General features: G+C 70.9%; 23 protein-coding genes and 1 riboswitch. Of the genes, 5 read left to right on the forward strand and 18 right to left on the reverse strand.

The genetic code is table 11. The features are described from left to right. The 6 genes from VF665_RS23455 to VF665_RS23480 all read right to left on the reverse strand — a co-directional run. On the reverse strand, positions 1-793 hold a 793-nt coding region (locus VF665_RS23455), incomplete at its 3' end, for a Gfo/Idh/MocA family oxidoreductase (protein WP_349263167.1). A gap of 704 nt (positions 794-1,497) precedes the next feature. Continuing rightward, the gene (locus tag VF665_RS23460; RefSeq protein ID WP_331055913.1) at positions 1,498-2,511 is read right to left on the reverse strand and encodes an MDR/zinc-dependent alcohol dehydrogenase-like family protein; all 1,014 of its coding nucleotides are present in this window, start codon (positions 2,509-2,511) and stop codon (positions 1,498-1,500) included. Positions 2,512-2,530: 19 nt separating this feature from the next. Beyond that, positions 2,531-3,619 carry an SDR family NAD(P)-dependent oxidoreductase gene (locus tag VF665_RS23465; RefSeq protein ID WP_331055914.1) on the reverse strand — a complete coding sequence of 363 codons (1,089 nt, stop codon included), beginning with the start codon at positions 3,617-3,619 and terminating at the stop codon, positions 2,531-2,533. 11 nt (positions 3,620-3,630) lie between these two features. Continuing rightward, positions 3,631-4,755, reverse strand: a complete 1,125-nt coding sequence (locus tag VF665_RS23470) for an NAD-dependent epimerase/dehydratase family protein (protein ID WP_331055915.1) — start codon at positions 4,753-4,755, stop codon at positions 3,631-3,633. 193 nt (positions 4,756-4,948) lie between these two features. After that, positions 4,949-5,236, reverse strand: coding sequence for a hypothetical protein (locus VF665_RS23475; protein WP_331055916.1), 288 nt, complete (start codon positions 5,234-5,236; stop codon positions 4,949-4,951). Between the two features lie 258 nt (positions 5,237-5,494). Beyond that, on the reverse strand, positions 5,495-6,526 hold the full coding sequence (locus VF665_RS23480; RefSeq protein ID WP_331055917.1) for an amino acid dehydrogenase: 1,032 nt from the start codon (positions 6,524-6,526) through the stop codon (positions 5,495-5,497). 136 nt (positions 6,527-6,662) lie between these two features. Between VF665_RS23480 and VF665_RS23485 the strand changes: the two genes are divergently transcribed. Beyond that, entirely contained in the window at positions 6,663-7,364 is a 702-nt protein-coding gene (locus VF665_RS23485; protein ID WP_331055918.1) for a GntR family transcriptional regulator, read from the forward strand. Between the two features lie 1,038 nt (positions 7,365-8,402). Here VF665_RS23485 and VF665_RS23490 read toward each other — a convergent pair. Beyond that, positions 8,403-9,137 carry a glycoside hydrolase family 16 protein gene (locus VF665_RS23490; RefSeq protein WP_331055919.1) on the reverse strand — a complete coding sequence of 245 codons (735 nt, stop codon included), beginning with the start codon at positions 9,135-9,137 and terminating at the stop codon, positions 8,403-8,405. A 15-nt stretch (positions 9,138-9,152) separates the two neighbouring features. Next, a riboswitch (cyclic di-GMP riboswitch) is annotated at positions 9,153-9,243 on the reverse strand. Between the two features lie 186 nt (positions 9,244-9,429). On the opposite strand from VF665_RS23490, the gene VF665_RS23495 reads away from it, so the two are divergent. Genes VF665_RS23495 through VF665_RS23505 form a run of 3 tightly spaced genes read left to right on the forward strand, consistent with a single transcriptional unit; the run spans position 9,430 to position 11,659 of the window. Then, on the forward strand, positions 9,430-9,825 hold the full coding sequence (locus VF665_RS23495; RefSeq protein WP_331055920.1) for a GntR family transcriptional regulator: 396 nt from the start codon (positions 9,430-9,432) through the stop codon (positions 9,823-9,825). After that, the gene (locus tag VF665_RS23500; RefSeq protein ID WP_331055921.1) at positions 9,822-10,751 is read left to right on the forward strand and encodes an ABC transporter ATP-binding protein; all 930 of its coding nucleotides are present in this window, start codon (positions 9,822-9,824) and stop codon (positions 10,749-10,751) included. The genes VF665_RS23495 and VF665_RS23500 overlap by 4 nt, the downstream gene beginning before the upstream one ends. Beyond that, entirely contained in the window at positions 10,748-11,659 is a 912-nt protein-coding gene (locus VF665_RS23505) for a hypothetical protein (RefSeq protein ID WP_331055922.1), read from the forward strand. The genes VF665_RS23500 and VF665_RS23505 overlap by 4 nt, the downstream gene beginning before the upstream one ends. Before the next feature lie 188 nt (positions 11,660-11,847). On the opposite strand, the gene VF665_RS23510 is transcribed toward VF665_RS23505, so the two are convergent. The 4 genes from VF665_RS23510 to VF665_RS23525 all read right to left on the reverse strand — a co-directional run bounded on the left by VF665_RS23510 (position 11,848) and on the right by VF665_RS23525 (position 17,212). Continuing rightward, a complete protein-coding gene (locus VF665_RS23510) occupies positions 11,848-13,767 on the reverse strand; it encodes a PAS domain-containing sensor histidine kinase (protein WP_331055923.1) in 1,920 nt (639 codons plus the stop codon). A gap of 195 nt (positions 13,768-13,962) precedes the next feature. After that, complete coding sequence (locus tag VF665_RS23515; RefSeq protein WP_331055924.1) at positions 13,963-14,760, reverse strand: hypothetical protein; 798 nt, start codon at positions 14,758-14,760, stop codon at positions 13,963-13,965. A 194-nt stretch (positions 14,761-14,954) separates the two neighbouring features. Beyond that, entirely contained in the window at positions 14,955-16,820 is a 1,866-nt protein-coding gene (locus tag VF665_RS23520) for a M56 family metallopeptidase (protein WP_331055925.1), read from the reverse strand. Continuing rightward, positions 16,820-17,212: a BlaI/MecI/CopY family transcriptional regulator gene (locus VF665_RS23525; RefSeq protein WP_331055926.1), complete on the reverse strand. Its 393-nt coding sequence runs from the start codon at positions 17,210-17,212 to the stop codon at positions 16,820-16,822. Before VF665_RS23525 ends, VF665_RS23520 begins: the two co-directional genes overlap by 1 nt. 194 nt (positions 17,213-17,406) lie before the next feature. Here VF665_RS23525 and VF665_RS23530 point away from each other — a divergent pair, with 194 nt between their 5' ends. Next, positions 17,407-18,159 carry a nuclear transport factor 2 family protein gene (locus tag VF665_RS23530; RefSeq protein WP_331055927.1) on the forward strand — a complete coding sequence of 251 codons (753 nt, stop codon included), beginning with the start codon at positions 17,407-17,409 and terminating at the stop codon, positions 18,157-18,159. A 45-nt stretch (positions 18,160-18,204) separates the two neighbouring features. Here the strand turns inward: VF665_RS23530 and VF665_RS23535 are convergent, their stop codons facing one another. The 7 genes from VF665_RS23535 to uvrB form a co-directional block, all read right to left on the reverse strand. Beyond that, on the reverse strand, positions 18,205-18,762 hold the full coding sequence (locus VF665_RS23535) for a YqhA family protein (protein ID WP_331055928.1): 558 nt from the start codon (positions 18,760-18,762) through the stop codon (positions 18,205-18,207). A gap of 222 nt (positions 18,763-18,984) precedes the next feature. Continuing rightward, positions 18,985-19,749 carry a toll/interleukin-1 receptor domain-containing protein gene (locus tag VF665_RS23540; RefSeq protein WP_331055929.1) on the reverse strand — a complete coding sequence of 255 codons (765 nt, stop codon included), beginning with the start codon at positions 19,747-19,749 and terminating at the stop codon, positions 18,985-18,987. Positions 19,750-20,046: 297 nt separating this feature from the next. After that, complete coding sequence (locus VF665_RS23545) at positions 20,047-20,649, reverse strand: single-stranded DNA-binding protein (protein ID WP_331055930.1); 603 nt, start codon at positions 20,647-20,649, stop codon at positions 20,047-20,049. 76 nt (positions 20,650-20,725) lie between these two features. Further along, entirely contained in the window at positions 20,726-21,217 is a 492-nt protein-coding gene (rimI, locus tag VF665_RS23550) for a ribosomal protein S18-alanine N-acetyltransferase (protein ID WP_331055931.1), read from the reverse strand. Further along, positions 21,217-21,918, reverse strand: a complete 702-nt coding sequence (gene tsaB / locus VF665_RS23555; protein WP_331055932.1) for a tRNA (adenosine(37)-N6)-threonylcarbamoyltransferase complex dimerization subunit type 1 TsaB — start codon at positions 21,916-21,918, stop codon at positions 21,217-21,219. The genes rimI and tsaB overlap by 1 nt, the downstream gene beginning before the upstream one ends. Continuing rightward, positions 21,915-22,385: a tRNA (adenosine(37)-N6)-threonylcarbamoyltransferase complex ATPase subunit type 1 TsaE gene (gene tsaE, locus VF665_RS23560; RefSeq protein WP_331055933.1), complete on the reverse strand. Its 471-nt coding sequence runs from the start codon at positions 22,383-22,385 to the stop codon at positions 21,915-21,917. Before tsaE ends, tsaB begins: the two co-directional genes overlap by 4 nt. Next, a complete protein-coding gene (gene uvrB, locus VF665_RS23565; RefSeq protein ID WP_331055934.1) occupies positions 22,382-24,430 on the reverse strand; it encodes an excinuclease ABC subunit UvrB in 2,049 nt (682 codons plus the stop codon). The genes tsaE and uvrB overlap by 4 nt, the downstream gene beginning before the upstream one ends. Positions 24,431-24,477 lie beyond the last annotated feature (47 nt).

A 24,477-nucleotide genomic window follows, 5' to 3' on the forward strand; every position in this document is an offset into this window, starting at 1 on the left:
GCGTTTCGCGCGAGGTGCCGCGGAAGGCTTCGGCGGTGAAGTCGTAGAACGAGCCGCCCACGTTGCGCAGCGCCGCCCCGCCCTGGGTGCCGTAGAACGACGCGCCGATCACCGCGTCCTGCCCGGCGCTGACCTTCCACGAGCAGGCGAGCTGCACCGCGGTCCCGCCCTCCAGCGTGATGAGCGCGGACGCGTAGTCCTCGCACCGGTCCGGCGCGGCGGCCAGCGGCTCGCCGCCGGCGAACAGGCGCGCGCTCACGTCCGTCGCAGCCGGGAACCCGAGCGTCCACAGGGCGAGGTCGACCAGGTGCACGCCCAGGTCCATCACGCAGCCGCCGCCGGAGAGCGCGGGGTCGTAGAACCAGGGCTTGTCGGGCCCGTACGCGTTGTGAAACACGAGGTCCACGGCGTAGATGCGCCCCAGGTCGCCGCGCTGCACCCGCTCGCGGATGGCGCGCATCCCTTCCGTAAAGCGGTAGGAGAGATCGACTTCCAGCAGGCGGTCCGCCGCGCGGGCGGCGTCCACGACCCCGCGCACCTCGTCCGCCGTGCGGCCCAGCGGCTTCTGGCAGAACACGGCGGCGCCGCTCTGCAGCGCGCGGATGCTCTGCTCGGCGTGCATGGCGCTTGGCGTGGCGATCACGATGCCGTCCAGCCCCAGCGCGAGCAGCCCGTCCAGCCCGTCCACCACCTGCGCGTCCGGCGCGCTCTTCTGCGCCGCGCCGATCATCTCGTCCGATGTGTCGGCGATGGCGGCGACGGTGCCGAAGCCGCCGCTGACGATGGCCTCCATGCGGTGCCGCCCGATCCAGCCCACGCCCAGAAAGCCGAGGCGCGGGAGGGCGGACGCTGCGAGAGTGGAATCGCCGTGCGATCCGGTTGCGCGGGGGACTTCGGTCAGCGTTTCGCTCACGGGTCTTTCGCAGGATCTACAAAGCTGAGAAAAAAACGGGCGCACCCGTTCTGTTGGTCAAACGCCTGTCCCGGCGCCGGGACGGGCGACTGAAGTCGCGGCAACAACGGCGCGAAGTCCGCCTGCGCGGACTGCATCCGCGGCCCTGGTGCGCAGCATCAGGATCGGCGCGTCCGCCTGTCCAGGAGCGAATGAATTCGCCGCTGGAACAGCACAAGTCCGCTTTCGCGGACTGGGGCGGAGAGCCGGGTGCGTTTCAGCCGGCGCCGGGGCGGGCCGAGAGGCCCTCCTCCCCCTGCCCCCTCCCCCGCTGTCGCGGGAGAGGGGGAGAATTCGAACGCGTCAGGCAGGCCTTCCGCGGCCAGTCAGCCCGGCTGCGACGCGCCGGCCTGGGGTGAGCCCCCTCTCCCACATCCGTTCGTGGGAGAGGGTGGCGAGCCTAAGCGAGACGGGTGAGGGCCACACCCAGCCGCCGCGCCAATCCCACTTTCGTACTTTTGTACTTTCGTACTTTCGTACTCTCGTACTCTCGTACTGCCCCTCCGCACTCCGCACTCAGCACTCGGCACTCCCGCACCCCGCACTCACGCACTTCCGTTCATCACCAACGCCTTCAAGAACCCGTCCGGCCGGTCCCGCGTGGCGTTCAGCGCGTCGTCAAGCCCGTCCAGCGGAAAGCGGTGCGTGTACAGCGGGGTGGGGTCCAGCCGGCCGCTGGCGACCGCGTCCACCGCCATGCGGATCCCCTCGATGTACACCTCGGGGTCGCGCTCGTGGGCGTTGATCACGTCCAGCCCGCGCCAGTTCCACATCTGCATGTTCACCTGCCGCGGCCCGTCCTGGTGGTAGCCGGCGATGATCAGCCGGCCCCGCTCCTTCGTAAGCTCGCCCGCCAGGTCCAGCGGCCACTGCTTGCCCACCGCCTCGATCACCCGGTCCGCCATCACCCCGCCCGTCAGTTCCTTGACGCGGTGGATGATCGCGTGGTGGTCGTCCATGGGGATCACCTCGTGCGCGCCCATCTGCCGCGCCACGTCCAGCGAGAACGGGCGCCGGCTGATGGCGATCACCCGGGCGCCGGCATCCGCCGCCAGCCGCGTGAGCAGCGCGCCCAGAAACCCGATCCCCACGATGGCCACCGTCTGCCCCGCCCGGATGTCGCTGCGGCGAAAGATGTTCATGGCGCAGCCCAGCGGCTCGCCGGGGAACGGCTGCCCCGCCAGCGACTCCGGCAGCTTCACGGTCGCGCTCGCGTCGGCCAGGTCGTACTCCGCGTAGGCGTGGTACGAAAGCGCGGCCACCCGGTCGCCCACGGCGAACCCGTCCACGCCCTCGCCCACGGCGTCCACCACGCCCCACCCCTCGTGCCCCAGCCCGCCCGGCTCCGTGGGATACGTCATCCACGAGGCGCCCGCCCACGGGGTGAGGTTGCTGGCGCACACGCCGCACCCTTCCACCCGGATGCGCACCTGCCCCGGCCCGGGCTGCGGAAGCGCGGCGGGCTCCACGGCGGTGGCGCCGGGCGCCGTGAGGCGGGCGGCGCGCATGGTCTCCGCGGCGACGGCGGTCACGTCCGCCGTCTGATCGATCACAGTCATCGGTTCCAGGTCAGTCGGTTCAGCTTGCCGCGGCGGCCGGGGCCAGCACGCGCTCGTCCATGGATTCGTTCATCCCCACCGGCATCTCCAGATCCGCCTCGCGCAGCCAGTCCACCAGGTTTTCCAGCCCGGCCTTCCACGAGGTGCGCGGCTTCCACCCCAGCACGCGCTCCAGCTTGCTGGTGTCGCTCACGTAGATGCGCTGGTCGCCCGGGCGCCAGTCGGCCGTGTGCACGGGAACGGAGCGCCCCGTGATCTCCGCCAGGCGCTCGATGACGCCGCGCACGGTGACCGCGTTCCCCGCCCCGCCGCCGATGTTGAACACCTCGCCGGCCACCGTGTCGATGCGCCCCGTGGCCAGCCGCATGGCCTCCACCAGGTCGTCGATCCACAGGATGTCGCGCACCTGGCAGCCGTCGCCGTACACGGTAATGGGCTCGCGGCCGTACAGCGCGCGGCCAAAGTGCGCCACCCACCCCTGGTCTTCGGTGCCGAACTGGCGCGTCCCGTAGATGCAGCTCATGCGGAACACGATGGTGGGCAGGCCGTAGATGCGGGCGTAGTCGTGAACGTACTGGTCCGCCGCGCCCTTGCTGCATCCGTAGGGCGAATGGAAGTCCAGGCGCGCGTCCTCGGCGATGCCCGGACGGCCGTCGGCGTAGCGGTACGCGTCGCCGGCCAGCTCCACCTTCACGTCGTCCATCCCGCCGTACACCTTGTTGGTGCTGGTGAACAGGACGGTGGGCGGGTTCAACATCGTCCGCGCCGCCTCCAGCACGTTGAAGGTGCCGATGATGTTGGTCTGCAGGTCCGTCGCCGGGTCTTCCAGCGACGTGGTGACCGCCACCTGCGCGGCCAGGTGAAACACCTGCCGGCTTTCGCGCACTAGCGGCGTAATGTGGGCGGCGTCGCGCACGTCCACCTCCTCGATGCGCACGCGCCCGCCGTGGTTGGCCTGCAGCCACGCGGCGTTCCGGCGCACCCCGTCGCGCGAAAAGTTGTCGGCGACAATGACCCGATGTCCGTCGCGCAGCAGGGCGTCCGCCAGGTTGCTCCCTACGAACCCCGCGCCGCCGGTGATCAGGATGTGGTCGCGCTTGCCCTTCATCGTCCCCTCCCTCACAGCGTGAGTCCGCGGGCGGCCAGCTCGGCCGCATGCGCTTCCACCCCGTCCTGCGGGCGTTCCTGCTCCTGCAGCCAGGCCACCAGCTCCTGCATGCCCTGCTCGAACGTCACCCGCGGCTCGTAGCCCAGCACTTCGCGCGCGAGCGAGATGTCGCTGAAGCAGTGGCGGATGTCGCCCACGCGGTACTTGCCCACCACCTGCGCCTCCACGTCGGTCCCCAGCACCGAGGCCAGCGTGGCGGCCACCTCGTTGACGGTCACCGCGCGGCCGGAGCCCACGTTGAACGCCTTGCCGGCCGCGGCTTCCTCTTCCGCGGAAAGAAGCAGCGCCTGCACGATGTCGTACACGCTCACGAAGTCGCGCTTCTGCCCGCCGTCCTCGAACACCAGCGGGGGCTGCCCGTTGAGCAGGCGGCTGCTGAAGATGGCGGCCACCCCGGTGTACGGGTTGCTGAGCGCCTGGCGCGGCCCGTAGATGTTGAAGAAGCGGAGCGCCACCGAGGGGATGTCGTACGCCGCGCCGATCTGCAGGACCATCTTTTCCTGGTCGGCCTTGGTGAGCGCGTAGATGCTGGTGGGGTCCAGCGGCTTGTTCTCGTCGGTGGGCACGGGGCGCAGAACGGCGCCGTCCACGTCGCGCGGCTCCCACTCGTGGGCCTTCAGGCGGTCCAGCGTGCGCAGGGTGGCGCGCGGCTCGGCGCCGTCGGGGCGGGCGTAGCGGCCCTCGCCGTAGATGGACATGGACGAGGCCACCACCAGCTTCTGCACGTCGCCACGCCGGTCAACGAGGCTCTGCAGCAGGTGCGCGGTGCCCAGCGTGTTGACGGCGGTGTAGTCGGCGATCTGGTACATGCTCTGGCCCACGCCCACGGCGGCGGCCAGGTGGTACACCACGTCGATGTCCGTCAGGCTGTCGCGCACCGCGTCGGCGTCGCGCATGTCGCCCAGAACGAACTCGGCGTCCCGCGGAACCCAGTGGGGCATTCGGCGCTCGGGGTGAACCTGCGGATCGAGGTTGTCGAAGATGCGCACGCGGTCGCCGCGCTGCAGCAGCGCGTCCACCAGGTGGCTCCCCACGAACCCCGCGCCTCCCGTCACCAGCACTCTCCGAGCCGACACGCCCCACCTCCCGTTTGCCGTGAGATCCCACGCGCCGGGCCGCGCCTTGCGGCCCGTGTGCGCTCCCTGCCCTGACCTGTTCTACCGCGCCCGGGGCGCCGTCACCCGGATGTGCAAGCAACGCGGGGGACCGCTGCCGATCCCCCGCTTGCCGGGATGTGTCTGCCTGTGCGCGCGTCCGCCGTGCGCGGACTCACGCGGGCACCTCTTCCGTCAGGCCCAGCCGGCGCGCGTAGTCGCCCTCCCACCGCTCCATGCGCCCGTTGACCTCGTCCGCCGGCACGCCGGCCACCAGCCGCTGCGCCAGGCGCACGCCCAGCCGCCGCTCCTGAACGCGCAGGTACTCGGCGGCGCGGCCGTGCTCCAGGTGCGCGGCCGCTTCCATTTCCAGGGCGAAAGCGAGTTTGTCGAGGTCGGTAAAGATTCGGCCGCGAAGGTCGATGGCTTCAGGGGTGTCGCTGGAACCGGGCTGGCTGAGCATCCGTGGATGACTTTGTACGCGGGTGGCGGGTTGCACCTCACCCCCGATCCCCAGTCCCTGCGCCACCCGGCAGGCATTCCTGGAAATCGTATGTTGATGATCAAGCAAGCACCATGCCGAAAGGTGGACAGAGCTTCTAAGTGCCTCAGAGAGGCTGATTTGAGACAAAAGGACCCGCCACTAGGCAAAAAGCGTGACTGCGCAGAAACAGAAGGTTTCGGCCCGATGCGCCGGGAGGACGGATGGGGAAGAGGGATCTCAGGCGGGGCGGGCGGCGGCGATGCGCTCTTCGGCGAGCTGGTCGGCGGCTTCGTGCGGCGGGATGCCGGCGTCCTCCGCGCGGCGCAGGACGCGGGCGACGGTGTCGTGGATGGCCTCCACCCGCGCGGCGGCCTCCGCCGCCGGTCGGCCGCGCAGCTCGTGCACGCCGGTGATGACGCCGCCCGCGTTGGCCACGTAGTCGGGGACGTACAGAATCCCCCGCTCCGCCAGGCGCGCACCGTCCTCCGGATCGCGAAGCTGGTTGTTGGCGCCTCCGGCAATGATGCCGGCGCGCAGCGCGGGGATGGTGTCCGCGTTCAGCACGCCGCCCAGCGCGCACGGCGCGAACACGTCCGCCTCGACCGTGTGGATGGCGTCCGCATCCACCACCTGCGCGCCGAACTCCGCGGCCACGGCCTGCGCGCGCGCCGCATCCACGTCCGCCACCACGGCCTCCGCGCCCGCCGCCCGCAGTTCCGCGACCAGGGCGCGCCCCACCCCGCCGCACCCCTGCACCGCCACGCGCAGCCCGCGCACGCCGTCGGCGCCGGAGCGGTGGCGCACCGCCGCTATCATCGCCCGGAACACGCCGCGCGCGGTACGCGGGGACGGGTCGCCGGAGCGCGCGGAGAGGCCGACGACGTGCGCCGTCACCTCGCCGATGCGGTCCATGTCGCCGGCGCGCGTTCCCACGTCGTCGGCGGTCACGTACGCGCCGCCCAGCGCCTCCACCGCCCGCCCGTGCGCGCGAAAGAGCGCGGCGCGGTCCGCGATGCGCCCGGGCGCGAGGATGCCGGATTTGCCGCCGCCGGCATCCAACCCCGCAAGGGCGCTCTTGTACGTCATTCCGCGCGAAAGGCGAAGGACGTCGCGCAGCGCGTCATCCACCGAATCGTACCGCCAGAGCCGCGTGCCGCCCACGGCGGGGCCCAGCGCCGTGCTGTGCAGCGCGATCAGGGCGTGATACTCCCCGTCCCGCGCTTCCACCACGCGCTCCCATCCCGGAACCCCGATCTCGCGCAGCTGCATGTTGCCGCTCCCCAACTGTTTGCCCGTCCGGCGGCGTTGACGGCCGCTCTCGTTGTCGACAATTTAGCTCTGATGGCGCCGCGGGCAACCGCCGTGTATTCTCCCGTCCACCTCGATCCCTTTCTCCGGGAGCCCCATGTCCATCTCCATTGAACGCGGCGGCCGGTCCGCGCACGTGTACGACGGCCTGCGGGACCAGATCGTTCGCGGCGTGCTGGCGCCGGGCGCGCGCGTGGTAGAGCAGGACGTGGCCGCGCGCATGGGCGTGGGGCGCACGCCGGTGCGCGAGGCGCTGCAGCTTCTGCTCACGGAAGGCTACCTGGTGGGCTCCGAGGGGAGCCGCCGCCAGCTTGCCGTGGCGCCACTGCTGGAGGAGGACGTGGACGAGCTGTTCGGGTTGATCGCGGACCTGGAGGCCGCCGCCGTCCGCCGCCTTCCCGCGCTGGGCGACGAGGCGCGCGCCGCACTGGCCGCGGGGCTCGAGGTGGCGAATGATGTGTTCGGCGCGACGGTGACGCGGGTGCCGCTGGACCTGGAGGCGGCGTTCCAGACCCACCAGGCCTTTCACGCCACGCTCACGGAGCGGCTCGCGGGGCCTCGGCTGGCGCGGCTGCTGGACCTGGTTCGCCCGCAGGTGGACCGGTACGAGTACGTGTACGGCGCGCTGCTGGAGGGTGAGCTGGGCGTCGCCACGCGCGAGCACGCCGACATCGTCGCCGCTGTCCGCGAAGGGGATGCGGAGCGCGCCGAAGCCGCCGTGCGCCACAACTGGCGCAACGCCGCCGAACGCCTGCGCGCCGCCTTCTGGCGCGAGGCGCCCGACCCGGCGGAGGCCTGATACGCTCCGAGAAAGCTCGCCGGCACCTTCCGCCCCCCGCCGGTCCTGCCGCCCGGCGCTGCGGCAAGTCACGCCACCCGCGGCGGCACCTTCCCCCCCGCCGATATCCTGCCGCCCACCTCGGCGCTGACGCGTCATTCTGAAGGAGCGTGCGCGGCGCTTTCCCCGGCACCGTATTCCTGCGCGACTGAAGAATCCCGGACCGAAACGTCCGCCGCGCCGCGGTCCGGCGTGGCGCGCTCCAGCCTCTCCCGCCGCACCCGCAGCGTCGGAGCGTGCCGCGCAATGGGGCGTGCATGGGATGCCGTGGCGCGGGATTCTTTGGTCGGCGCCAGAGTCCGGTGTGGCGGACGGTGCGGCGCGGCGCCTCCCTCAGAATGACACTCGAAGTCCGAGCCGGTTGAGCAACGCCGGTGCGGCTGATGTGACGAATCCAGTTCGCCTGATTCCAGTTCGCGCGGCCGACGCCGCCGGCGCCGCCTGCGGCGGCACCTCCGCTCCACCGGTGTCCTACCGCCCACCTCGGCCCCGGGGCGTCATTCTGAAGGAGCGTGCGCAGCGCTTTCCCCGGTGCCGCGTTCATGCGCGACTGAAGAATCCCGGACCGAAACATCCGCCGCGCCGCGGTCCGACGTGGCGTGCTCCAGCCTCTCCCGCCGCACCCGCAGCGTCCGAGCGAGGCGCGCAACCGGGCGTGCATCGGATGCGGTGGCGCGGGATTCTTCGGTCGGCGCCAGAGTCTGGGGTGGCGGACGGTGCGGGCGCGGCGCCTTCCTCAGAATGACACCCGAAGCCCGAGCCGGGTGAGGAATCCCGGTGCGGCTGATGTGACGTCCAGTGCGCCTGATGCCAGTTCGCGCGGCCGGCGCCGCCCACGCCGCCTGCGGCGGCACCTCCGCTCCACCGGTGTCCTGCCACGCACGTCGGCGCTGATGTCATGTCCGCCGATCCATCGCCCACACGAAAGAGAATCCCGTTGCGCCACCGGCACAACGGGATTCTCGCATTGCCCCATCGACTGCGAGCACGCGTGGAAGGTCAGAGCCCCGCGCGGATCTGGTCGATCTCCAGCGGCAGCGGCGCGGCGAGCACGGGGCCGGACATCCACACGGGCCACCAGGCGTTCGCCATCACGTACATGGGGTTGCGCGGCACGCCCCGCGTGCGCCGCAGCATGGGCACGCCGTCCACCAGAAAGCTCACGCTCCCCTTTGCCCAGTCGATGCGGTACTCGTGGAACTCCGCCGCGGGGTCGAAGGGAAGCGGCAGCGTGACGGTGTGCGTCTGCTTGCCGGCCACCCAGGTGGTGAACATCACCGTGCGGCTGCCGTCGTTGGGGAGCTCGATGTCGATCTCGTCGGACGTGCTTCCGCCCTGGTACAGAAAGAAGGCGGAGATGGAGCCCGGCGCGCGCGGCGTGCGCATGCGGGCCGCGTACGAGCCGTAGCCGAACTGCTGCGCGCTCCGCAGTTCGCCGCCGTCGTAGGCGCCCGGCGCCAGGAAAACCGCCGCCGCGCCCCCGCCCAGCGACACGTTGGAGGCGCGGACAAAGCCGCGCCCCAGGGCGTGGGTGTCCAGCTCCCACCGGCCGTCCACGGGCACGTCGAAGTCGTCGGCGAAGCGGGTGGCGATCACGGCGGATGCGGGCGTGTCGGCTTCGGTGGCGAGCGGCCCGCCTCCATCGGAACAGGCGGCGAGCAGGAGCAGCAGGGCGGCAGCCGCGCGCGGAAGCAGGCGCGCGCCGCGGGTGCGGAACGGAGTGTGGGACGGCATGGGGTGTTTCCCTCGTCTGGCGGCTCGACTGGCGTGGCGGGCGGGAGCCCGCGGTAGCCTCGTAGCTTTGCGTCCCCGCCTTTCGGCGGGTTTGCCTTTTTCTGGAGGAGCCGCGCGGAAGTGCGCGGACCGGTGGGCCGGCGCCCGACGGATCGGTCGCCGGCGGCAATCTACAAACGTTTCCCCGTTCCGGCCAGCGCGCCGTCGCGCAGCCTGCCCGGCCGTTGACAACCTCGGTCAGCCGTACTAGTGTACCAGCAATCTAGTACACCTCGCCCATCGGGGACCCCGCATGCAGATCTCCATCAACACGGCCGACCCGCGGCCCATCTACGTCCAGATCATGGACGAGGTGCGGCGCGCCATCGTGCTGCGGTCGCTGCGCCCCGAAGATCCGCTCCCCTCCGTGCGCCAGCTGTCGTCGGAACTCCGCGTGAACCCCAACACCGTGGCGCAGGCGTACCGCGAGCTGGAGCGGGCCGGCACCGTGTACGTGCGCCGCGGGCAGGGCACCTTTGTGGCCGCCGTGGGCGAGGACGACGCCGACCGCCGCGACCTGGTGCGCGGGGTGGCGGAACGGGCGCTGGTGGAGGCGCACCGCAACGGCATCGACGCCGAAGAGCTTGTGGAAGCCATCCGCGAGGCGGCCGCGTCCCGGGACCTTCCCACCCTGGCACAACAATCATGACCACCGTGCTTCCCACCCACCTGTCCGGCCCGCCGATGGCCGTGGCCACGCGCGGCATCGTAAAGCGGTTCGGGCGCGAAACGGCGCTGGACCACGTGGACCTGCAGGTGCCCGAGGGCGCCGTGTACGTGCTGGTGGGCCCCAACGGCGCGGGAAAGAGCACCACCTTCAAGGTACTGCTGGACCTCGTGCGCCCCGACAGCGGCTCGGCGGAGGTGTGCGGGCTGGACCCGCGCCGCGACGGGCCCCGGGCGCGCGCGCAAGTGGGCTACGTGCCGGAGCGGCTGGACTGGGGATACGGATGGATGCGCGTGGGCCGGCTGCTGGAGCACCACGCCGCCTTCTACCCCACCTGGGACCGCCAGTACGCCGCGGAGCTCGCGCGCGTGTTCGACCTCAAGCCGGAGCGCCGGTTCGGCGCGCTCAGCAAGGGGCAGGGGCGGCGCGTGCACCTCACCCTGGCGCTGGCCCACCGCCCGCGAGTGCTGGTTCTGGACGAGCCCACGGACGGGCTGGATCCCGTGATGCTGGACGATACGCTGGGGCTGCTGGCGGAGCACGTGGCCGACACGCCCACCACCGTCCTCATCAGCACCCACCAGGTGCACGACGTGGAGCGGCTGGCGGACCACGTGGGGGTCATGCGCGACGGCAGGCTGGTGCTGCAGGCCCCGCGCGGCCTGATGCACACGCACCTGCGCCGCTACCGCGCCGAGGTGCCCGACGGCTGGCGCGGCGCGCCGGAGCTGGACGGCGCCGTCGTTCGCCGCGGCAGGCCGGGGCGCGAGATCCAGTGGACGGTGTGGGGGCCGGAGCGCGAGGTGGCCGGCGCATTCGCCCGCAGCGGCGCCGTGGTGCGCGACGCCGCGCCGCTTACGCTGCAGGAAGCCGCCGTGACCCTTCTGAGCCGCAAGGAACAGGCATGACCGCCACCACCTTTCCCTCCCCGCCGGCCCGCGCGGAGGTGGACGCCGCGCCCCTGCACCCCGTCCCGCGCCGCGGCGCCGTGCTGCGCGCGCAGCTGCGCGCCACGCGCGACGCCATTCAGAAGGAGGCCATGCTGGCCGGCCTGTTCGTGCTGGGCGTGGGAATCTTTCTGCTCGCCAGCCGCGCCGCCTCGCCCACCGGGCGGCCCTCCGACATGCAGTTCGCGGAGGTGATTCTGCCGCTGGTGCTGATGGGGGTGTTCGGCCCCGTGGCGCTGTGGAAGGGCGAAGCTCCGGCGCGCCGCTCGTACTTCTGGTCCATGCCGGTGGACCGCATGCCGCACACCCTGTTCAAGGTGTTCAGCGGATGGGTGTGGCTGATGGCGCTGGCCGCGGCGTACGTGCTCTGGGCGTGGGCGCTGGCCCGGCTCAGCGGCGGCGTGCTGAGCCTGGGCGACACGCAGGTGGCGCTGCCGGTGCCCCAGGGCGCGCCGCGCGGATCGGCCGGGTACGCCTTTCACCCATGGCCAGTGCCGGCGTGGCAGTGGGTCGTGCCGTTCACCGCGGCCACCACCATGTACCTGCTGGGCAGCATCGTCGTCATTCGCAGCAACTACCCGTGGCGCTGGTTCGCGGGTGTCGTACTCACCTGGGTGCTGCTGCTGATGGTGCAGGGCGGCGCCGAGCGGTTCCTGATCGACGTGGTGGCGGAGGGGCGCTACGGGCTGGAGGTGCTGCTGACGGGCGGCGAAACGCGCACTTCCATGATCCCCGCGCCCGGGGGCGAGCGGGTGCTGGTTGCGTACGTGGAGCCCATGCCGGAGCGGTGGGCCATCGCCACGCTGCTGTGGATGGGCGCGGCGCTGGCCGGGCTCATCCTGGCCGCGCGCCCCCACCAGGAGGGCTGACCCGTCAAAACCGGTACGACGTGCCAGAGCCAGGTGTGATGAGGGCGCGGAGGCCACAGGGGAACAGCAACGGATGGAGCTCTAACAGAGGCACAGAGACACAGAGGGAGGAGGAACGTAAAAGGGCCCGTCGTTTTCCTCCCTATTCCCTATTCCCTATTCCCTATTCCCTGCAGTTCCCATCCGTATCAGGCCGCGGGGAGCGTGAGGGTGAACAGGCTGCCTTCGCCGGGCGTGCTTTGTGCCACCAGGTTGCCGCCCATTCCGCGGGCCAGGTCGCGGCTGATGGCGAGCCCCAGCCCCGTGCCCTGGTGCGGCCGCGCCAGGTCGGAGCGCACCTGCACGAACGGGTCAAAGATCGCCTCCAGCTTGTCCTCCGGAATGCCGATGCCGTTGTCGCGGATGCGCACGTGCACCTGCTCCCCACTCGCCGCGCACGAAATCTCCACCCGCCCGTCCGCGTCGGTGAACTTCACGGCGTTCCCCACCACGTTCACCAGAATCTGCCGCAGCTTCTCCGGGTCGGCGAGCACGGAAAGCTCCAGCGGGCACTCCGCCACCACCAGCGCCATTCCCCGGGCCCGCGCCTGCGGCGCTACGAGCGATTCCGCGTCCAGCAGCGCTTCCAGCACCCGCACCTCGCGCGTGTCGTACTGCACCGTCCCCGTCTCCAGCCGCGCGTAGTTCAGCACCTCGTTGATGAGGCCCAGCAGGTGGCGCTGGCTCTGCTGGATCCTGGCGAGGTCCACCAGCTGTTCGGCGGTCACGGGGCCGCGGATCCCCATCTCGATCAACTCCACGTACCCGCCGATGGCGTTCAGGGGCGTGCGCAGCTCGTGGCTCATCACGGCCAGAAAGTCGCTCTTGGCGCGGTTGGCGGCCTCGGCTTCGGCGCGCGCCTCCTGCTCCCGGGCCCGCGCCTGCTCGCTTTCCGTCAGCAGTTGCTCCACCTCGCGGCGCGCCCGCACCTGCGCCGTGACCTCCACGGCAAACACCAGGATGCCTTCCACCGCGCCCGCCGGGTCGAACAGCGGCTGGTACACGAAGTCAAAGAAGCCCTCCACCAGCGTGCCGTCGCCCGCGCGGTCCCACACCAGCGGCGCCTCGCGCCCCTCGTACGGCACTCCGGTGCGGTACACTTGGTCCATCAGCGCCAGAAAACCCTGTTCCACCAGTTCCGGCGCCCCCTCCGCCGCGGGGCGGCCCATGTAGTCGCGGCGGCCCAGCACGCGGTAGAACATCTCGTTGACGGAGTGGACCACGTGGTTGGGCCCCAGCAGCACCCCGACCGCCGCCGGCGTCTGCATCAGCACGCGGGCGAGCCGCGATTCCGCTTCGCGGCGGGCGGTGTCGTCCAGGCACACGCACACGCCCTGCTCGGTGGAGCCCTCCAGAAAGGCGCTCGTCACCACCACGGGCACGCGGTTGCCGTCGGCCGCGTAGTACTCCTTGGCGATGGGGCCGTGGCTCCCGGTGGCCAGCATCTGCGCCACGGCGGCGGCGTCGGTAGCCTCGTACTCCGGCGGCGTCATTCCGCGCCAGTCCACGCGCCCCGCCTCCAGGTCGTCGCGCGTGTAGCCCAGCAGTTTCAGGAACGCGTCGTTGGCGGCGAGGATGCGCCCGTCCAGCCCCCAGTCGAACAATCCCACGATCCCGCTCTCCGCCACGCGCCGCAGCCGCGACTCGCTCTCCCGCAGCGCGTTCTCCGCGGGCGTGCGGTTGGCCACGAACGCAACGAGGCCGGAGATCGCCCCATCGTGCTCGCGCACGGGCCAGTAGCTGGCCTCGAAGTGCCGCGTGCCGCCTCCAGGCAGGGGCGCCAGCACGGGCATGTCCGTCACCGGCTCGCCCGTCTCCAGCGCGCGGGTCAGGATCGGCTCCACCAGCGCCACCGCGCCCGGCGGAAGCACCTCGCGAATGTGCCGCCCCGGGTGCGACTCGGCGGCAAGGCCGTTCATTTCCGCGAGCGCGGAGTTTACGCGCACGTACCGCAGATCGCGGTCAAGCCATCCCACCCCCGCCGCGGATGTCTGGAGAAGGAGCGCGGCAAGGGTGGCGTTCAGGCCGTCCGGCGTCTGCACGGACGCCGGCGCTGAAATGGATTCCATCACGTCCACAAGCTGTGGGGAGTGCAGGGGGACAACCATTTCCCGTCCAAGGTATGCAAAACCCGTGTCGCACGGCCACGAGTCAAAGTCGGTGTGCGGGGGTGCAGACAACAGAACCCCCCGCAACGGGAACCGTTGGGGGGGTGTGCGGGCGGAGCGGCCCGGACCGGTGCGGAACGCCTCCGCGGCGCGGCGCTATTCCTGATCCAGTTGCGTGATGCGGGTGTCGTTCTCGCTCGCGCAGACCCATTCGTCGTCGCGACTCACGTAGCAGGCGTGGGTGCCCTCCACCACGCGGCGCGCCACCGTGCCGTCGCGGTACTGCTCGCATACCATGTGGCGGCTGCGGAACGTGTGCACAGTGGCGTTCACCGGCGCGCCGGCATGCCTGCGCTGCGCGCCCTGACCCGGGACATTCTGCACGGTGTTGCGGTACGATGCGCCCGGCGTGTAGCCCAGAAACACGACGCCCACCCGCTGCGGCGCCGACCCGCTGCCGTTGGCGCGCGCGGCGTAGTGGTCAAAGATCCTGCGGCGGGCGAGCGCCTGCGAAAACGCGGTCCTTGCGGTCACCGCGGGTCCCGGAGCGGTCCAGGTGCACATGGAGGCGGCCGGGCCGCGCGGGTTGGCGGCCACGGGCGGGGCGGCGGGGCGCGGATTCGGGGGACGCGGCGCGGCGGCGGGAGCCGCGGGCGGCGCGGCGGTCTGCCCCGCCGCGGCGGCGCGCCGGGCCTCGCCCGCGCGCAGGTTGCGGATGCTCATGCGCAGCGTGCCCGTGCGCGCGCGGCGCCCGTCCTGAAACGCCTCCACCTCGCAGTCGTCCCACTCTCCGGTCCCGAAGCACTGCACGATGCGGTACGCCTCGCCGCCCTCCATGCGCACCATTTCGCCAGGCTGGTACTGCCGGGCCTGCGCCGCCGCGGAAACCGCCGCCATCACCGCCGCCAGCACGCCCGTGAACGCCCAGCCCGACGCACTGCTTGCCTTGCCCATTCGCACTCCTTGGTTGCGGGGAAGCACCGGATGCCGGTCCCGATGCCGGCTGCATGTGTAAACATCCGGCCCTCCGCGCGCAAGATTCTGCTACGACGGAAGTATCAGGCTCCAGAAACCGCGCGTTGCCGCTGCATCCGAAAGACGAAACGCCCCGGCTTTCACCGGGGCGTTTCGTGTTCCCGCACCGACGTTCAGCGGACCGGCACCGCGGCGCCGCTGTCGATGGCGCGGCGGACCAGCGTGCGCATCCCATCGTTGGAACGCTCCACGGCCGACCGCATCTGCTCGCCGAGCACCGACATCTGGCGCCCGAGTTCCCGCATTTCGTCGCCGCGGTCGTCCATCGGCGCGCCGGCCTCGCGCATCTGCCGGCCGAGCGCTTCCATCTCCCGCCCCAGCCGGCGCGACTCCGCCTCCAGCCGCTCGCGCTCCTGCTCGATGGAACGGCGTTCCGAGGCCGGGATGTCGCCGGTCTCACGCCGGGCCAGCCGCGCGATACGCGAACCGATCTCACCCATCCGCGCGCCGAGTTCGCCCTGCCGCGCGCCGATCTCGCTCTGCTGCGCCCCGATGCGGGCCTGCGCCGCGCCGATCTCCCCCTGCTGCGCGCCGATCCGGCCCTGTTCCTCGCCAATGCGGCCCACCGGCTCCCACAGTTCCCGGGCGTCGCGCAGCACGCCCGCGTCGCGGACCACGTACTCCCGGCCGCCGTACCGGAACCAGAGCAGCGGCTCCCCCGAACGCCGGTGGCGCCGCGCGCTTTCCACGTCGGCGGACGACCCGGTCATCATCGTGTTGTTGTCGTTGCCAAAGAGCACGAACTGCAGGTCCTGCGACGAATGCGCGTCCCGTTCCGACACCACCGGCGCCGGGGCTTCCGGGGCGGGCGCGGCCGCGGGGTCCGGGGCGGGAGCAGGCGCGGGCTCGGCGATCGCTGCCGCGGGTTCGGCGCTGGCCATCACCGGCACGTAGGGGGTGATGGGCGGCGTTGGGCGTGCGGCGGGCGCGGGCGCGGCAGCCTGCGACGGGGCGGGCGCGGCGGCGCGCGCGACGGCCCGGATGGGCGCGATGGCGAGCAGGGCGGCGGCGACGGCCCCCGCGGCGAGCGCGCGGCCGCGGAGCGACGGCGGTGACGTGCGGTCGAGCATGGTGAGTCTCCGTTTGAGGTTCGGGAACGACCACGCGGCCCCTGCCGCGGAAAAGGTCGCGCTGCGGCGTGACACCCCCAGCGCCAGCAGCATGCGCCCGTAGCTCTGGGGCGATGCGCCCAGCGTGGTGAGGACCGCCTCGTCGCAGGCCGCTTCCCGCCAGAACGCGTACTCCCGGGCAGCAAGGCGGGCGAGCGGATGGAAGAAGAAGCAGCGCTCCGCGGCGGCCGGCACGCAGCCCAGCCACACGTCGCCGCGCTTGAGGTGCGCGAGTTCATGGCAGAGCGCCATGCGCCGCTGGTCGGGCGCGAGCGCCGCAAAGGTTTCGGCGGGCACCAGGATCACCGGGCGGCGCCCCCCGGTGATCAGCGGCGTCTCCACCTCCGCCGACACCCGGACGTCCGCCGTGCGCCGCACGCCCAGCCGGCCGGACAGTTCGCGGACCATCGCGTGCAGCCCCTCGCCGCCGGGCGCCGAGCGCGAGACCACCGCCCGGGTGCGGTTCCAGGCGCGCAGGGTCCGCAGCAGTGAGACGCCCAGTCCCGCCGCCCACACGCCTGCCACGATGGCGCTCCAAGGTATGGCCGGCGCGCCGGATCCGGGAGCCGCCTCGAGCGTGGGACGCACCGCGGCGGCGGCCCCGGCCGCCGGGGAAGCCGACGAAGCGGGCGCGATGATTACCGCGGCGCGGGCCTCCGCGGCGCCGGGCGCGTCCGCCGACGCGCGGGGCAGCACGGGCACGCCGATGGGCGACACCCAGAGGAGCGCCACCACGAACTTGGCGGCTACGCACCACCACAGCAGGGCGCGCGCGCTGGGCGAGAGCCGCGGCTGCGCCCGGCACACCAGCCACACGCACGCGGCCAGCAGCGCGCCCTCCAGCGACACACGGGCGAGATGGGTGAGCATCAGCCCTCCTTTTGCTGCGCGGCGTCCAGGCGGGCGACGATGCGCTCCAGGTCCTCACGCTCCCGGTCGGAAAGCTCGGGCGTGTCCGCCAGGTAGGCCAGGAACGGCGACACGGAGCCATCCAGGCTGCGCTCCACGAACCGCTGCACCGCGTTCTTGAGCAGGTCCGCGGACGAGGCGCAGGCCCGGTAGCGGTACACGCCGTCCGCCATCTGGCGGGAAAGGTATCCCTTCTTGCGCAGCCGCTCCATCATGGTGAGCACGGTGGACCGCGCGAGCGCGCGGCTGCTGCCGAACTCGTCCACGGCCTCCGCCACGCTGGCGCTGCCGCGGTCGGCAATGTGCCGCACCAGCGCGAGTTCCTGGTCACCGATGGTGGATTCACGATCCATGATTGTCTACAGTTGTCGTCACAGGGTGCGCAGCGGAGCGCCTACACGTGTCGTCACCCGACGAGAATACACGTGCCTACACCAGTAGTCAAGAGGAGTGTGTGATGTGGGCGGAACCAAGATTCTGGCGTTGCACGTCTGCCGGAATAGATTGGCGGAACCCGTCCGGCACCCCCTCCCGCCTTTCACGGATCATGCGCCCACTCCCCCGCCCCGCTCCGCTGCTGCTGTCGTTGCTCCTGGCCGCGTGCGCAACCGTTCCGTCCCCGCCGCGCGGGACGTCACCGTCCGACGCCGACGGCGTGCTGGCGACGCAGCGCGGCTGGTGGCGTGCCCTGGCCACCGGTGACACGGCGTTTCTGGAGGCGCATTCCGCACAGCCGCTTACGCTTACGCTCAGCAGCGGGCTGACCCTGGACCGGGCGGCGGCAATCGCGCAGTCCCTGTCCTTTGCCGGGAGCAGCCCTCCCGCGTTCGGCTGGAGTGAGGAGACCGTGCGGGTGGTGGCGCCCGGAGTGGTGGTCGCCACGACCCGCTCCACCGAAACGGTCGGGCTGACTTCCAGTGCCTACCGCTACCTTACGGTGCTGGAGCGCGAGGGGGCGGGCTGGCGCGTTCTTTCGGCGCAGAGCACCCGCGACGCGGTATTCACACCGCGCCTCACGGCGGCCGAGGCGGGCCCCATGGGGGACTACGTGGGCGAGTACCGGGGGCCGCGCGGAGGGACGGTGCGCGTGGTCGCGCGAGATTCGGTACTGGCGATGGTGGAGCCGAGCGGGCGCGAGCTGCGCATGGAGCCGATCGGCCCGTCGCTGTTCGAGTTCGACTACGTGTCCCCCGGTGGCATGATCATCCGCATCGCCTTTGCGCGCGACGCAAACGGGCGCGTAACGTCGGCCAACCGGTTGATTCCGGGGAGCATCACCACTCTGGTGCGCGTTCCGTAGGTTCTGCGGCGGAACCGGTACTCTGACAAGCTCCGGCCGGCGCGATCAGCCGGTCGTCTCGTCCGCCGGTGTCGGCGGATGAACGTCGTCCTTGCCATGGCTGAGCCACAGCGCACCGGAGACGAGAAGGGTGCCCAGCGCCAGGTACAGCAGGTCGAGCGGTGACTTGATCTCGATCCGGAGCGCGTATTCAAAGAACTTCACTACCAGGATCAGCAGAACGACCTTGGCAAGGCGGCTCTTCAGGTCGTCCATGCTGCGGATCAGGAGCAGCCGCGACGCGAACTCCGAACCCTCCGCCACCTCGATGCGGCTGACGAACAGCTCGTACAGACCCAGGGCAAAGATCAGCATGATGGCGGCGAGCAGGTACCCGTCCACCACCTCCACCACGTGCGTCACCGTGTTGGCCCGCAGCGCGGCGCGTGCCTCCGCGGCAAGGTGAAAGTCGGCGTAGGCGCCCAGGTGGCTCACCAGCCCGATTACGTCGATGGTCGCGATGTAGAACATCGCCACCGAAACGACCAGGCTGGCGACGACCGCCACCAGAACGATGAGGCGGCTGTTCCAGAGGAGTGATTCAAAGCGTCGTTCGATGTTCATGGATGCGCGGTGCTGTCCGTGGCGTGTGTGCGTTCGCGGTCCGTAAGGTGATGATCGCGCCTGCCCTCGCAAGGGCTCCGGCGGCCTCCGGCTTCCGCCGTACCTGCGACGCAACGATCCGCTCCCGCGGAGCCCCCGCGGGAGCGGATCTGTAGGATGCTGCGCTTCTGGTTTCGCACGTAACGCACGCAGCCCAACCCCGCCGCACAATGTGCCGCCGCTTCAGTGCGGTGCGCCGAGTTCTCGAATCCGGTCGATGACAAGGGCGCCCAACTGCCTTGTGTTCAGTGGGTTCCCGTTTCGGTTCAGCAGGCCGAGGTTGAGAATCGAAGCGAGTTCCCTGAGTGCGGGTTTGGTGGGCTTTACCTCGTGCCCGCCGCGCAGCACCTCTATGCTCCCGCTCGCCAGTTCCCGAATCGCATACGGGCCGAACTCCACTTCGCGAGCATCACTGCTCCCAACCACTCGCGCTGATCCGGCTGTCTGGTGCGCGATCGCAGGAGTCACTTGCGGCACGGCACTGCGAAATGCGTCTTCGATCAACCGGCTGACCTTGACGAACACCTCTTCGCGTCGAGCGGAGCGCACCGCGACCAGGGGCGTGGACGGACTGTTCACCGCCTGAAAGCAGCTCAGTCCTTCCGTCTGCTCGAACCGGCAGGGTTTCACAATGATGGGAAGCACAAGGGTTCCCCGGTCCTCCGCGGATTTCAGAAGCGGCGGCAGTTCATTGGCAGCGATGAAGTCGGACGCCAGGAAATCCGCGGTTACGAGGAGCACCGCGACCCTGGCGTGGTCAAGGGCGTTCCGGATCTCATCCCTCCAGCGCGTACCGGGGGTGATCTTCCCATCGTCCCACAGCGCGAGCACACCTTGTCGCTCCAGCGGCTTCAGATGCACACGGAGGCGTTCCAGCCACCTCGTATCCACGTGACTGTAGGAGACAAACACCAGATTGCGGGCGGAGGAAGCGGAAGATGCGTTCATCGGAATCGCCAGGTCAAAAGAAGGGACGCCGCACAGTACAGAGATCCACAGTTTTCATCAAGCCGAGACATCAGGCCCTAAAGGAGCGCAGACAGTTGTTAGGTGATAGCGGCACCCTTGCCCCTCACCATGTTCTTCCAAGTACGGGAAGCTGGCAGATTGAACAACCACCTCTTCAGCGACAGCGCCGACGCTTGCGTAAGGCGGGAGCAGCGGCGATCAGGAAAGACGAAGCCCGCCCCCGGACAGATATCCGGGAGCGGGCTTCGTCTCCTGCGCTACGAGCCGGTCGGAGGCTCAGAACGGCAGATCGTCGTCGTCCTCGAACGGCGGGGACTGGAAGTCGTCGTAGTTGCTGCCGCCGCCGGACCCGCCGCGGCCGCCGCCCCCACCCGCGGGGCTGCCGCCGCTGGGGCGGGCACCACCGCCGCCTCCGCCACCGGTGCGGGCGCCCCCCCCGCCCCCGTAGCCACCACCGCCACCACCGCCTCCACCACCGCCGCCGTACCCGCCGCGGCCACCGCCACCGCCGCCGCTGTAGCCGCCACCTTCCTCATCCCCGCCGCGGCCGCCGCCCAGCAGCAGCACTTCGCGCGCGCGGATCTCCGTCATGTACTTGGTGACGCCGTCCTTGTCTTCGTACTGGCGATACTCGATCTCGCCCTCGACGTAGATGCGGTCACCCTTCTTCACGTAGCGCTCGATGATGTCGACGAGCTTTTCCCACGCCACGATACGGTGCCACTCGGTCTTTTCCTGCGCCTGGCCGTCGCGGCCGTTCCACTTGCGCGTGGTGGCGACCGAAAACTGCGCTACCCGGGCTCCGCTGGGGATGGCCCGGATTTCCGGGTCCTGCCCCACGTTGCCGATGATCATGGCCTTGTTCAGGCTGCGAGCCACAGCTCCTCCTCGGACTTTGAAAGGTACCGCAGTGGACAACAGGGCGGGCTATAGTAGGGGCACGCCAGTCCCGATGTCAAGGAAATGATTGGATTCGGAGTCGCATAACAAGCGCGTCCTCCTTGGGAAGCGAGTAATACGAACGCCTTCTTCCCACGACCACAAAACCGCGGTGGCGGTAAATGGATTGTGCGGAGTGGTTGCTTTCGCGTACTTCCAGGAACAGTTCGTGTGCGCCGCGCGCCCGGACGGCCTCCACCACGCCATCCACCAGCGCGCCGCCCACCCCCAGCCCCCGGGCGGCGGGGTCCACCGCCACGTTGCCCAGCTCCGCCTGGTCAATCACCGTCCAGGCCGCGGCGTACCCCAGCACGCCGTCCGCCCCCTCCGCCACGAGCACGTCGGTGTCCGTCCGCTTCATCAGGCCGTGAAAGGTGCTTTCCTTCCACGGGGTGCTGAACGACTGTGCCTCGATCTCCATCACCCGCGGCAGGTCGCCCGGGCGCAGGGTGCGCAGCGCGAAAGGCGCCGCGCCGGCGGACGGCATCCGGGCGAGCGGGGTGGACATCAGCCGGCCCGGGCCGCGGCGATGCGCTCCACGCCCGCGGCGCGCACGTACTCCGGCTCCCACGCCGCCGCGTCCGCCACGCGCCCCCCATCCGGCGCGTTCCGCGCGAGCCAGAGCAGCCCGGCCGCGAGCGACGCATCGTCCCCCAGCACCGCGCCGGGGCCGAACGCCGCGCGCAGGTCGTCCGCGTACTGCACGGCGCCTTCGCCGCAGAAATGCACTTCGCCGCCCAGCCGCTCGCGCAGGTCGTCCACCCTTAGCGCGGTGATGGGCAACACTTCCTCCACTCCCCCATCCTCGCCAAAGCGCCAGGCGCCCGCGAACACCTCGCGGTTGCGCGCGTCGAACAGGGCGCAGACGGGAAGGCCAAAAACGCCCTGCGCCGCGGCGGCCGCCATCAGCCCCGAGTAGGCGAACAGGGGAACGCGCAGGGCGTGCACCATGCCCTTGGCCGTCGCCGCGGCAATCCGCAGCCCCGTAAACGAGCCCGGCCCGCCTCCCACCACCAGCCCGCCCAGGTCCGCCGGGGCCAGCCCCGCGTCGCGCAGGGCGGCATCCACCGCGGGAAGCAGCGCGGACGACGCGTTGGACGCGGCCGCGACCGTCTGCTCGGCGACCGTCCGCCCCCCCGCCCAGAGCGCGACGTACGCGGCCCGCGTGGAGCTGTCGATGGCCAGCAGCGGCCCGTTCCCCGCGCTCATCGCCCCTCCTCCACGGGCGGCAGCGGCGGCGGCCCGCCCACCGCTTGCGCCGAAACGAGACGAGACTCCGGGTCGCCTTCCTCGGTGAGCTCGATCTCCCAGCGCACGGCGGGAAGCAGCCGCTCCGCGCGCTCCGGCCACTCGATCAGCACCAGGTCCCCCGCCCCGCCCAGCTCCGCCCACCCCAGCTCCCACACCTCGTCCTCGTCTTCCAGCCGGTACAGGTCCAGGTGCCAGAGCGCGCCCCCGGTGGGGAGGTCGTAGCGGAAGAGGAGGTTGTACGTGGGCGAGGGCACGTCACCCTCCACCCCGGCCCCGTGCGCGATGGCCCGGGCCAGCGTGCTCTTGCCCGCGCCCAAGTCGCCGCGCAGGCACAGCACCAGCGGGGTGCGCGCCTCCGCGCCGATCCGCCCGCCCCACCACCGCAGCGCCTCCTCGCCCAGCACGGCCCGCATGGAATCCGTCACCGCGCGCCCGAAACCGAGCGGCGCTGCGGGGTCTTGGCGCCGTCCATCTCCGCCTTGAGCTCCAGGTACTGGTCGCGCAGCACCGCCGCGCGCTCAAAGTCCAGCTGGGCGGCCGCGTCGCGCATCTGCACCTCGATCTCCTTCAGCGTCTCTTCCGGCGTCCTGGCGCCGAACTCCACCGAGGCCTCGCGCAGGCGGTCCGCCCCGGTGCGCGCGTCCGGCTGCACCTTGGGCGTGCGCGCGTCCGCCACCCGCGTGCTGGACTCGATCTCGTCCACCGACTTGAAGATGGTCTGCGGAATGATGCCGTGCTCGCGGTTGTACTCCTGCTGCAGCACGCGGCGCCGCTCCGTTTCGTCCATCATCCGCTTCATGGAGCCGGTGATGCGGTCCGCGTACAGAATGGCGGTGCCCTCCGAGTTGCGCGCCGCGCGCCCCACCGTCTGAATGAGCGAGCTGGAACTGCGCAGAAAGCCTTCCTTGTCCGCGTCCAGAATGGCCACCAGCGACACCTCCGGCAGGTCCAGCCCCTCGCGCAGCAGGTTGATGCCGATCAGCACGTCGAACTTGCCCAGGCGCAGGTCGCGCAGGATCTCCACCCGCTCCAGCGTCTGAATGTCGCTGTGAAGGTAGCGCACGCGCACCCCGGCCTGGTGCAGAAAGTCCGTGAGGTCCTCCGACATCCGCTTGGTGAGCGTGGTCACCAGCACCCGCTCGCCGCGCCCGGCGCGCAGCCGGATCTCGTGCAGCAGGTCGTCCACCTGCCCCTTCACGGGGCGGATCTCCACCACCGGGTCCAGCAGCCCCGTGGGGCGAATGATCTGCTCCACCACCACCCCGCCGCTGCGGGCCAGCTCGTACTCGCCCGGGGTCGCGGAGACGAACACGGCCTTGGGCACCAGCTCCTCCCACTCCTCAAAGCGGAGCGGGCGGTTGTCCAGCGCCGAGGGGAGGCGAAAGCCGAGGTCCACCAGGGTGAGCTTGCGCGCGCGGTCGCCGTTGAACATCCCGCCGATCTGGGGGACGGTCACGTGGCTCTCGTCCACCACCACCAGAAAGTCTTCCGGAAAGTAGTCGAACAGGCAGGCCGGGCGGTCGCCCTCGTTGCGCCCCGCGATGTGGCGGGAGTAGTTCTCGATGCCGGAGCAGGTGCCGATCTCCAGCATCATCTCGATGTCGAAGTTGGTGCGGCTCTCCAGGCGCTGCGCCTCCAGCAGCTTGCCCTGCCCCAGCATTTCCTTGAGCCGCCCGTCCAGCTCGCGGCGAATGCGGTCCACCGCCCGCTCCAGCTTGGGGCGCGCCGTCACGAAGTGCGTGGCCGGGTACAGGGCGGCGCGCTCCATGGTCTGAATGGTGTCGCCGGTCAGCGGGTCAAAGCGCGAAATGCGCTCGATGTCGTCGCCCCACAGCTCGATGCGCACCCCCTGCTCCTCGTACGCGGGGTACACCTCCACCGTGTCGCCGCGCACCCGGAAGTTGCCGCGCTCAAAGGCGGCGTCGTTGCGCTTGTACTGGATGGCGACCAGCCCCTCCAGGATCTTCTTTCGGCTGATCTCCTGCCCCACGGACAGCACCAGCATCTGCGACCGGTACTCCTGCGGGTCGCCCAGGCCGTAGATGCACGAGACGGAGGACACGATGATGACGTCCTCCCGCTCCATCAGCGACGAGGTGGCGCGCAGCCGCAGCCGCTCGATGTCCTCGTTGATGGAGCTGTCCTTTTCGATGTACGTGTCGGTGCTGGGGACGTACGCCTCGGGCTGGTAGTAGTCGTAGTAGCTGATGAAGTACTCGACGGCGTTGCGGGGAAAGAAGTTCTTGATTTCCCCGTACAGCTGCGCGGCCAGCGTCTTGTTGTGGCTCATCACCAGCGCGGGCCGGCCGTGCTGGGCGATCACGTGCGCCATCGACAGCGTCTTGCCCGTTCCCGTGGCGCCGAGGAGCGTCTGGTACTTGTCGCCCCGCCGCAGCCCCGCCGACAGCTCGGCGATGGCCTTCGGCTGGTCGCCGGCGGGGGAAAAGGGTGAGACCAGTTCAAACGGCATTGCTTTCCTCGTCGTCTCAGGGGGTCGGCGCGGGCCGCGCGCGGCAC

This window comes from Longimicrobium sp., from assembly GCF_036387355.1.
Lineage (GTDB): Bacteria > Gemmatimonadota > Gemmatimonadetes > Longimicrobiales > Longimicrobiaceae > Longimicrobium.

Coding starts and splice junctions, on each gene's coding strand:
- VF665_RS23485 (WP_331055918.1), top strand. CDS start 6,663: ATGTCCATCTCCATTGAACGCGGCGGCCGGTCCGCGCACGTGTACGAC.
- VF665_RS23505 (WP_331055922.1), top strand. CDS start 10,748: ATGACCGCCACCACCTTTCCCTCCCCGCCGGCCCGCGCGGAGGTGGAC.
- VF665_RS23535 (WP_331055928.1), bottom strand. CDS start 18,762: ATGAACATCGAACGACGCTTTGAATCACTCCTCTGGAACAGCCGCCTC.
- VF665_RS23465 (WP_331055914.1), bottom strand. CDS start 3,619: ATGAAGGGCAAGCGCGACCACATCCTGATCACCGGCGGCGCGGGGTTC.
- VF665_RS23510 (WP_331055923.1), bottom strand. CDS start 13,767: ATGGAATCCATTTCAGCGCCGGCGTCCGTGCAGACGCCGGACGGCCTG.
- VF665_RS23520 (WP_331055925.1), bottom strand. CDS start 16,820: ATGCTCACCCATCTCGCCCGTGTGTCGCTGGAGGGCGCGCTGCTGGCC.
- VF665_RS23500 (WP_331055921.1), top strand. CDS start 9,822: ATGACCACCGTGCTTCCCACCCACCTGTCCGGCCCGCCGATGGCCGTG.
- rimI (WP_331055931.1), bottom strand. CDS start 21,217: ATGTCCACCCCGCTCGCCCGGATGCCGTCCGCCGGCGCGGCGCCTTTC.
- uvrB (WP_331055934.1), bottom strand. CDS start 24,430: ATGCCGTTTGAACTGGTCTCACCCTTTTCCCCCGCCGGCGACCAGCCG.
- tsaB (WP_331055932.1), bottom strand. CDS start 21,918: ATGAGCGCGGGGAACGGGCCGCTGCTGGCCATCGACAGCTCCACGCGG.
- VF665_RS23515 (WP_331055924.1), bottom strand. CDS start 14,760: ATGGGCAAGGCAAGCAGTGCGTCGGGCTGGGCGTTCACGGGCGTGCTG.
- VF665_RS23490 (WP_331055919.1), bottom strand. CDS start 9,137: ATGCCGTCCCACACTCCGTTCCGCACCCGCGGCGCGCGCCTGCTTCCG.
- VF665_RS23495 (WP_331055920.1), top strand. CDS start 9,430: ATGCAGATCTCCATCAACACGGCCGACCCGCGGCCCATCTACGTCCAG.
- VF665_RS23460 (WP_331055913.1), bottom strand. CDS start 2,511: ATGACTGTGATCGATCAGACGGCGGACGTGACCGCCGTCGCCGCGGAG.
- VF665_RS23525 (WP_331055926.1), bottom strand. CDS start 17,212: ATGGATCGTGAATCCACCATCGGTGACCAGGAACTCGCGCTGGTGCGG.
- VF665_RS23530 (WP_331055927.1), top strand. CDS start 17,407: ATGCGCCCACTCCCCCGCCCCGCTCCGCTGCTGCTGTCGTTGCTCCTG.
- VF665_RS23480 (WP_331055917.1), bottom strand. CDS start 6,526: ATGCAGCTGCGCGAGATCGGGGTTCCGGGATGGGAGCGCGTGGTGGAA.
- VF665_RS23540 (WP_331055929.1), bottom strand. CDS start 19,749: ATGAACGCATCTTCCGCTTCCTCCGCCCGCAATCTGGTGTTTGTCTCC.
- VF665_RS23475 (WP_331055916.1), bottom strand. CDS start 5,236: ATGCTCAGCCAGCCCGGTTCCAGCGACACCCCTGAAGCCATCGACCTT.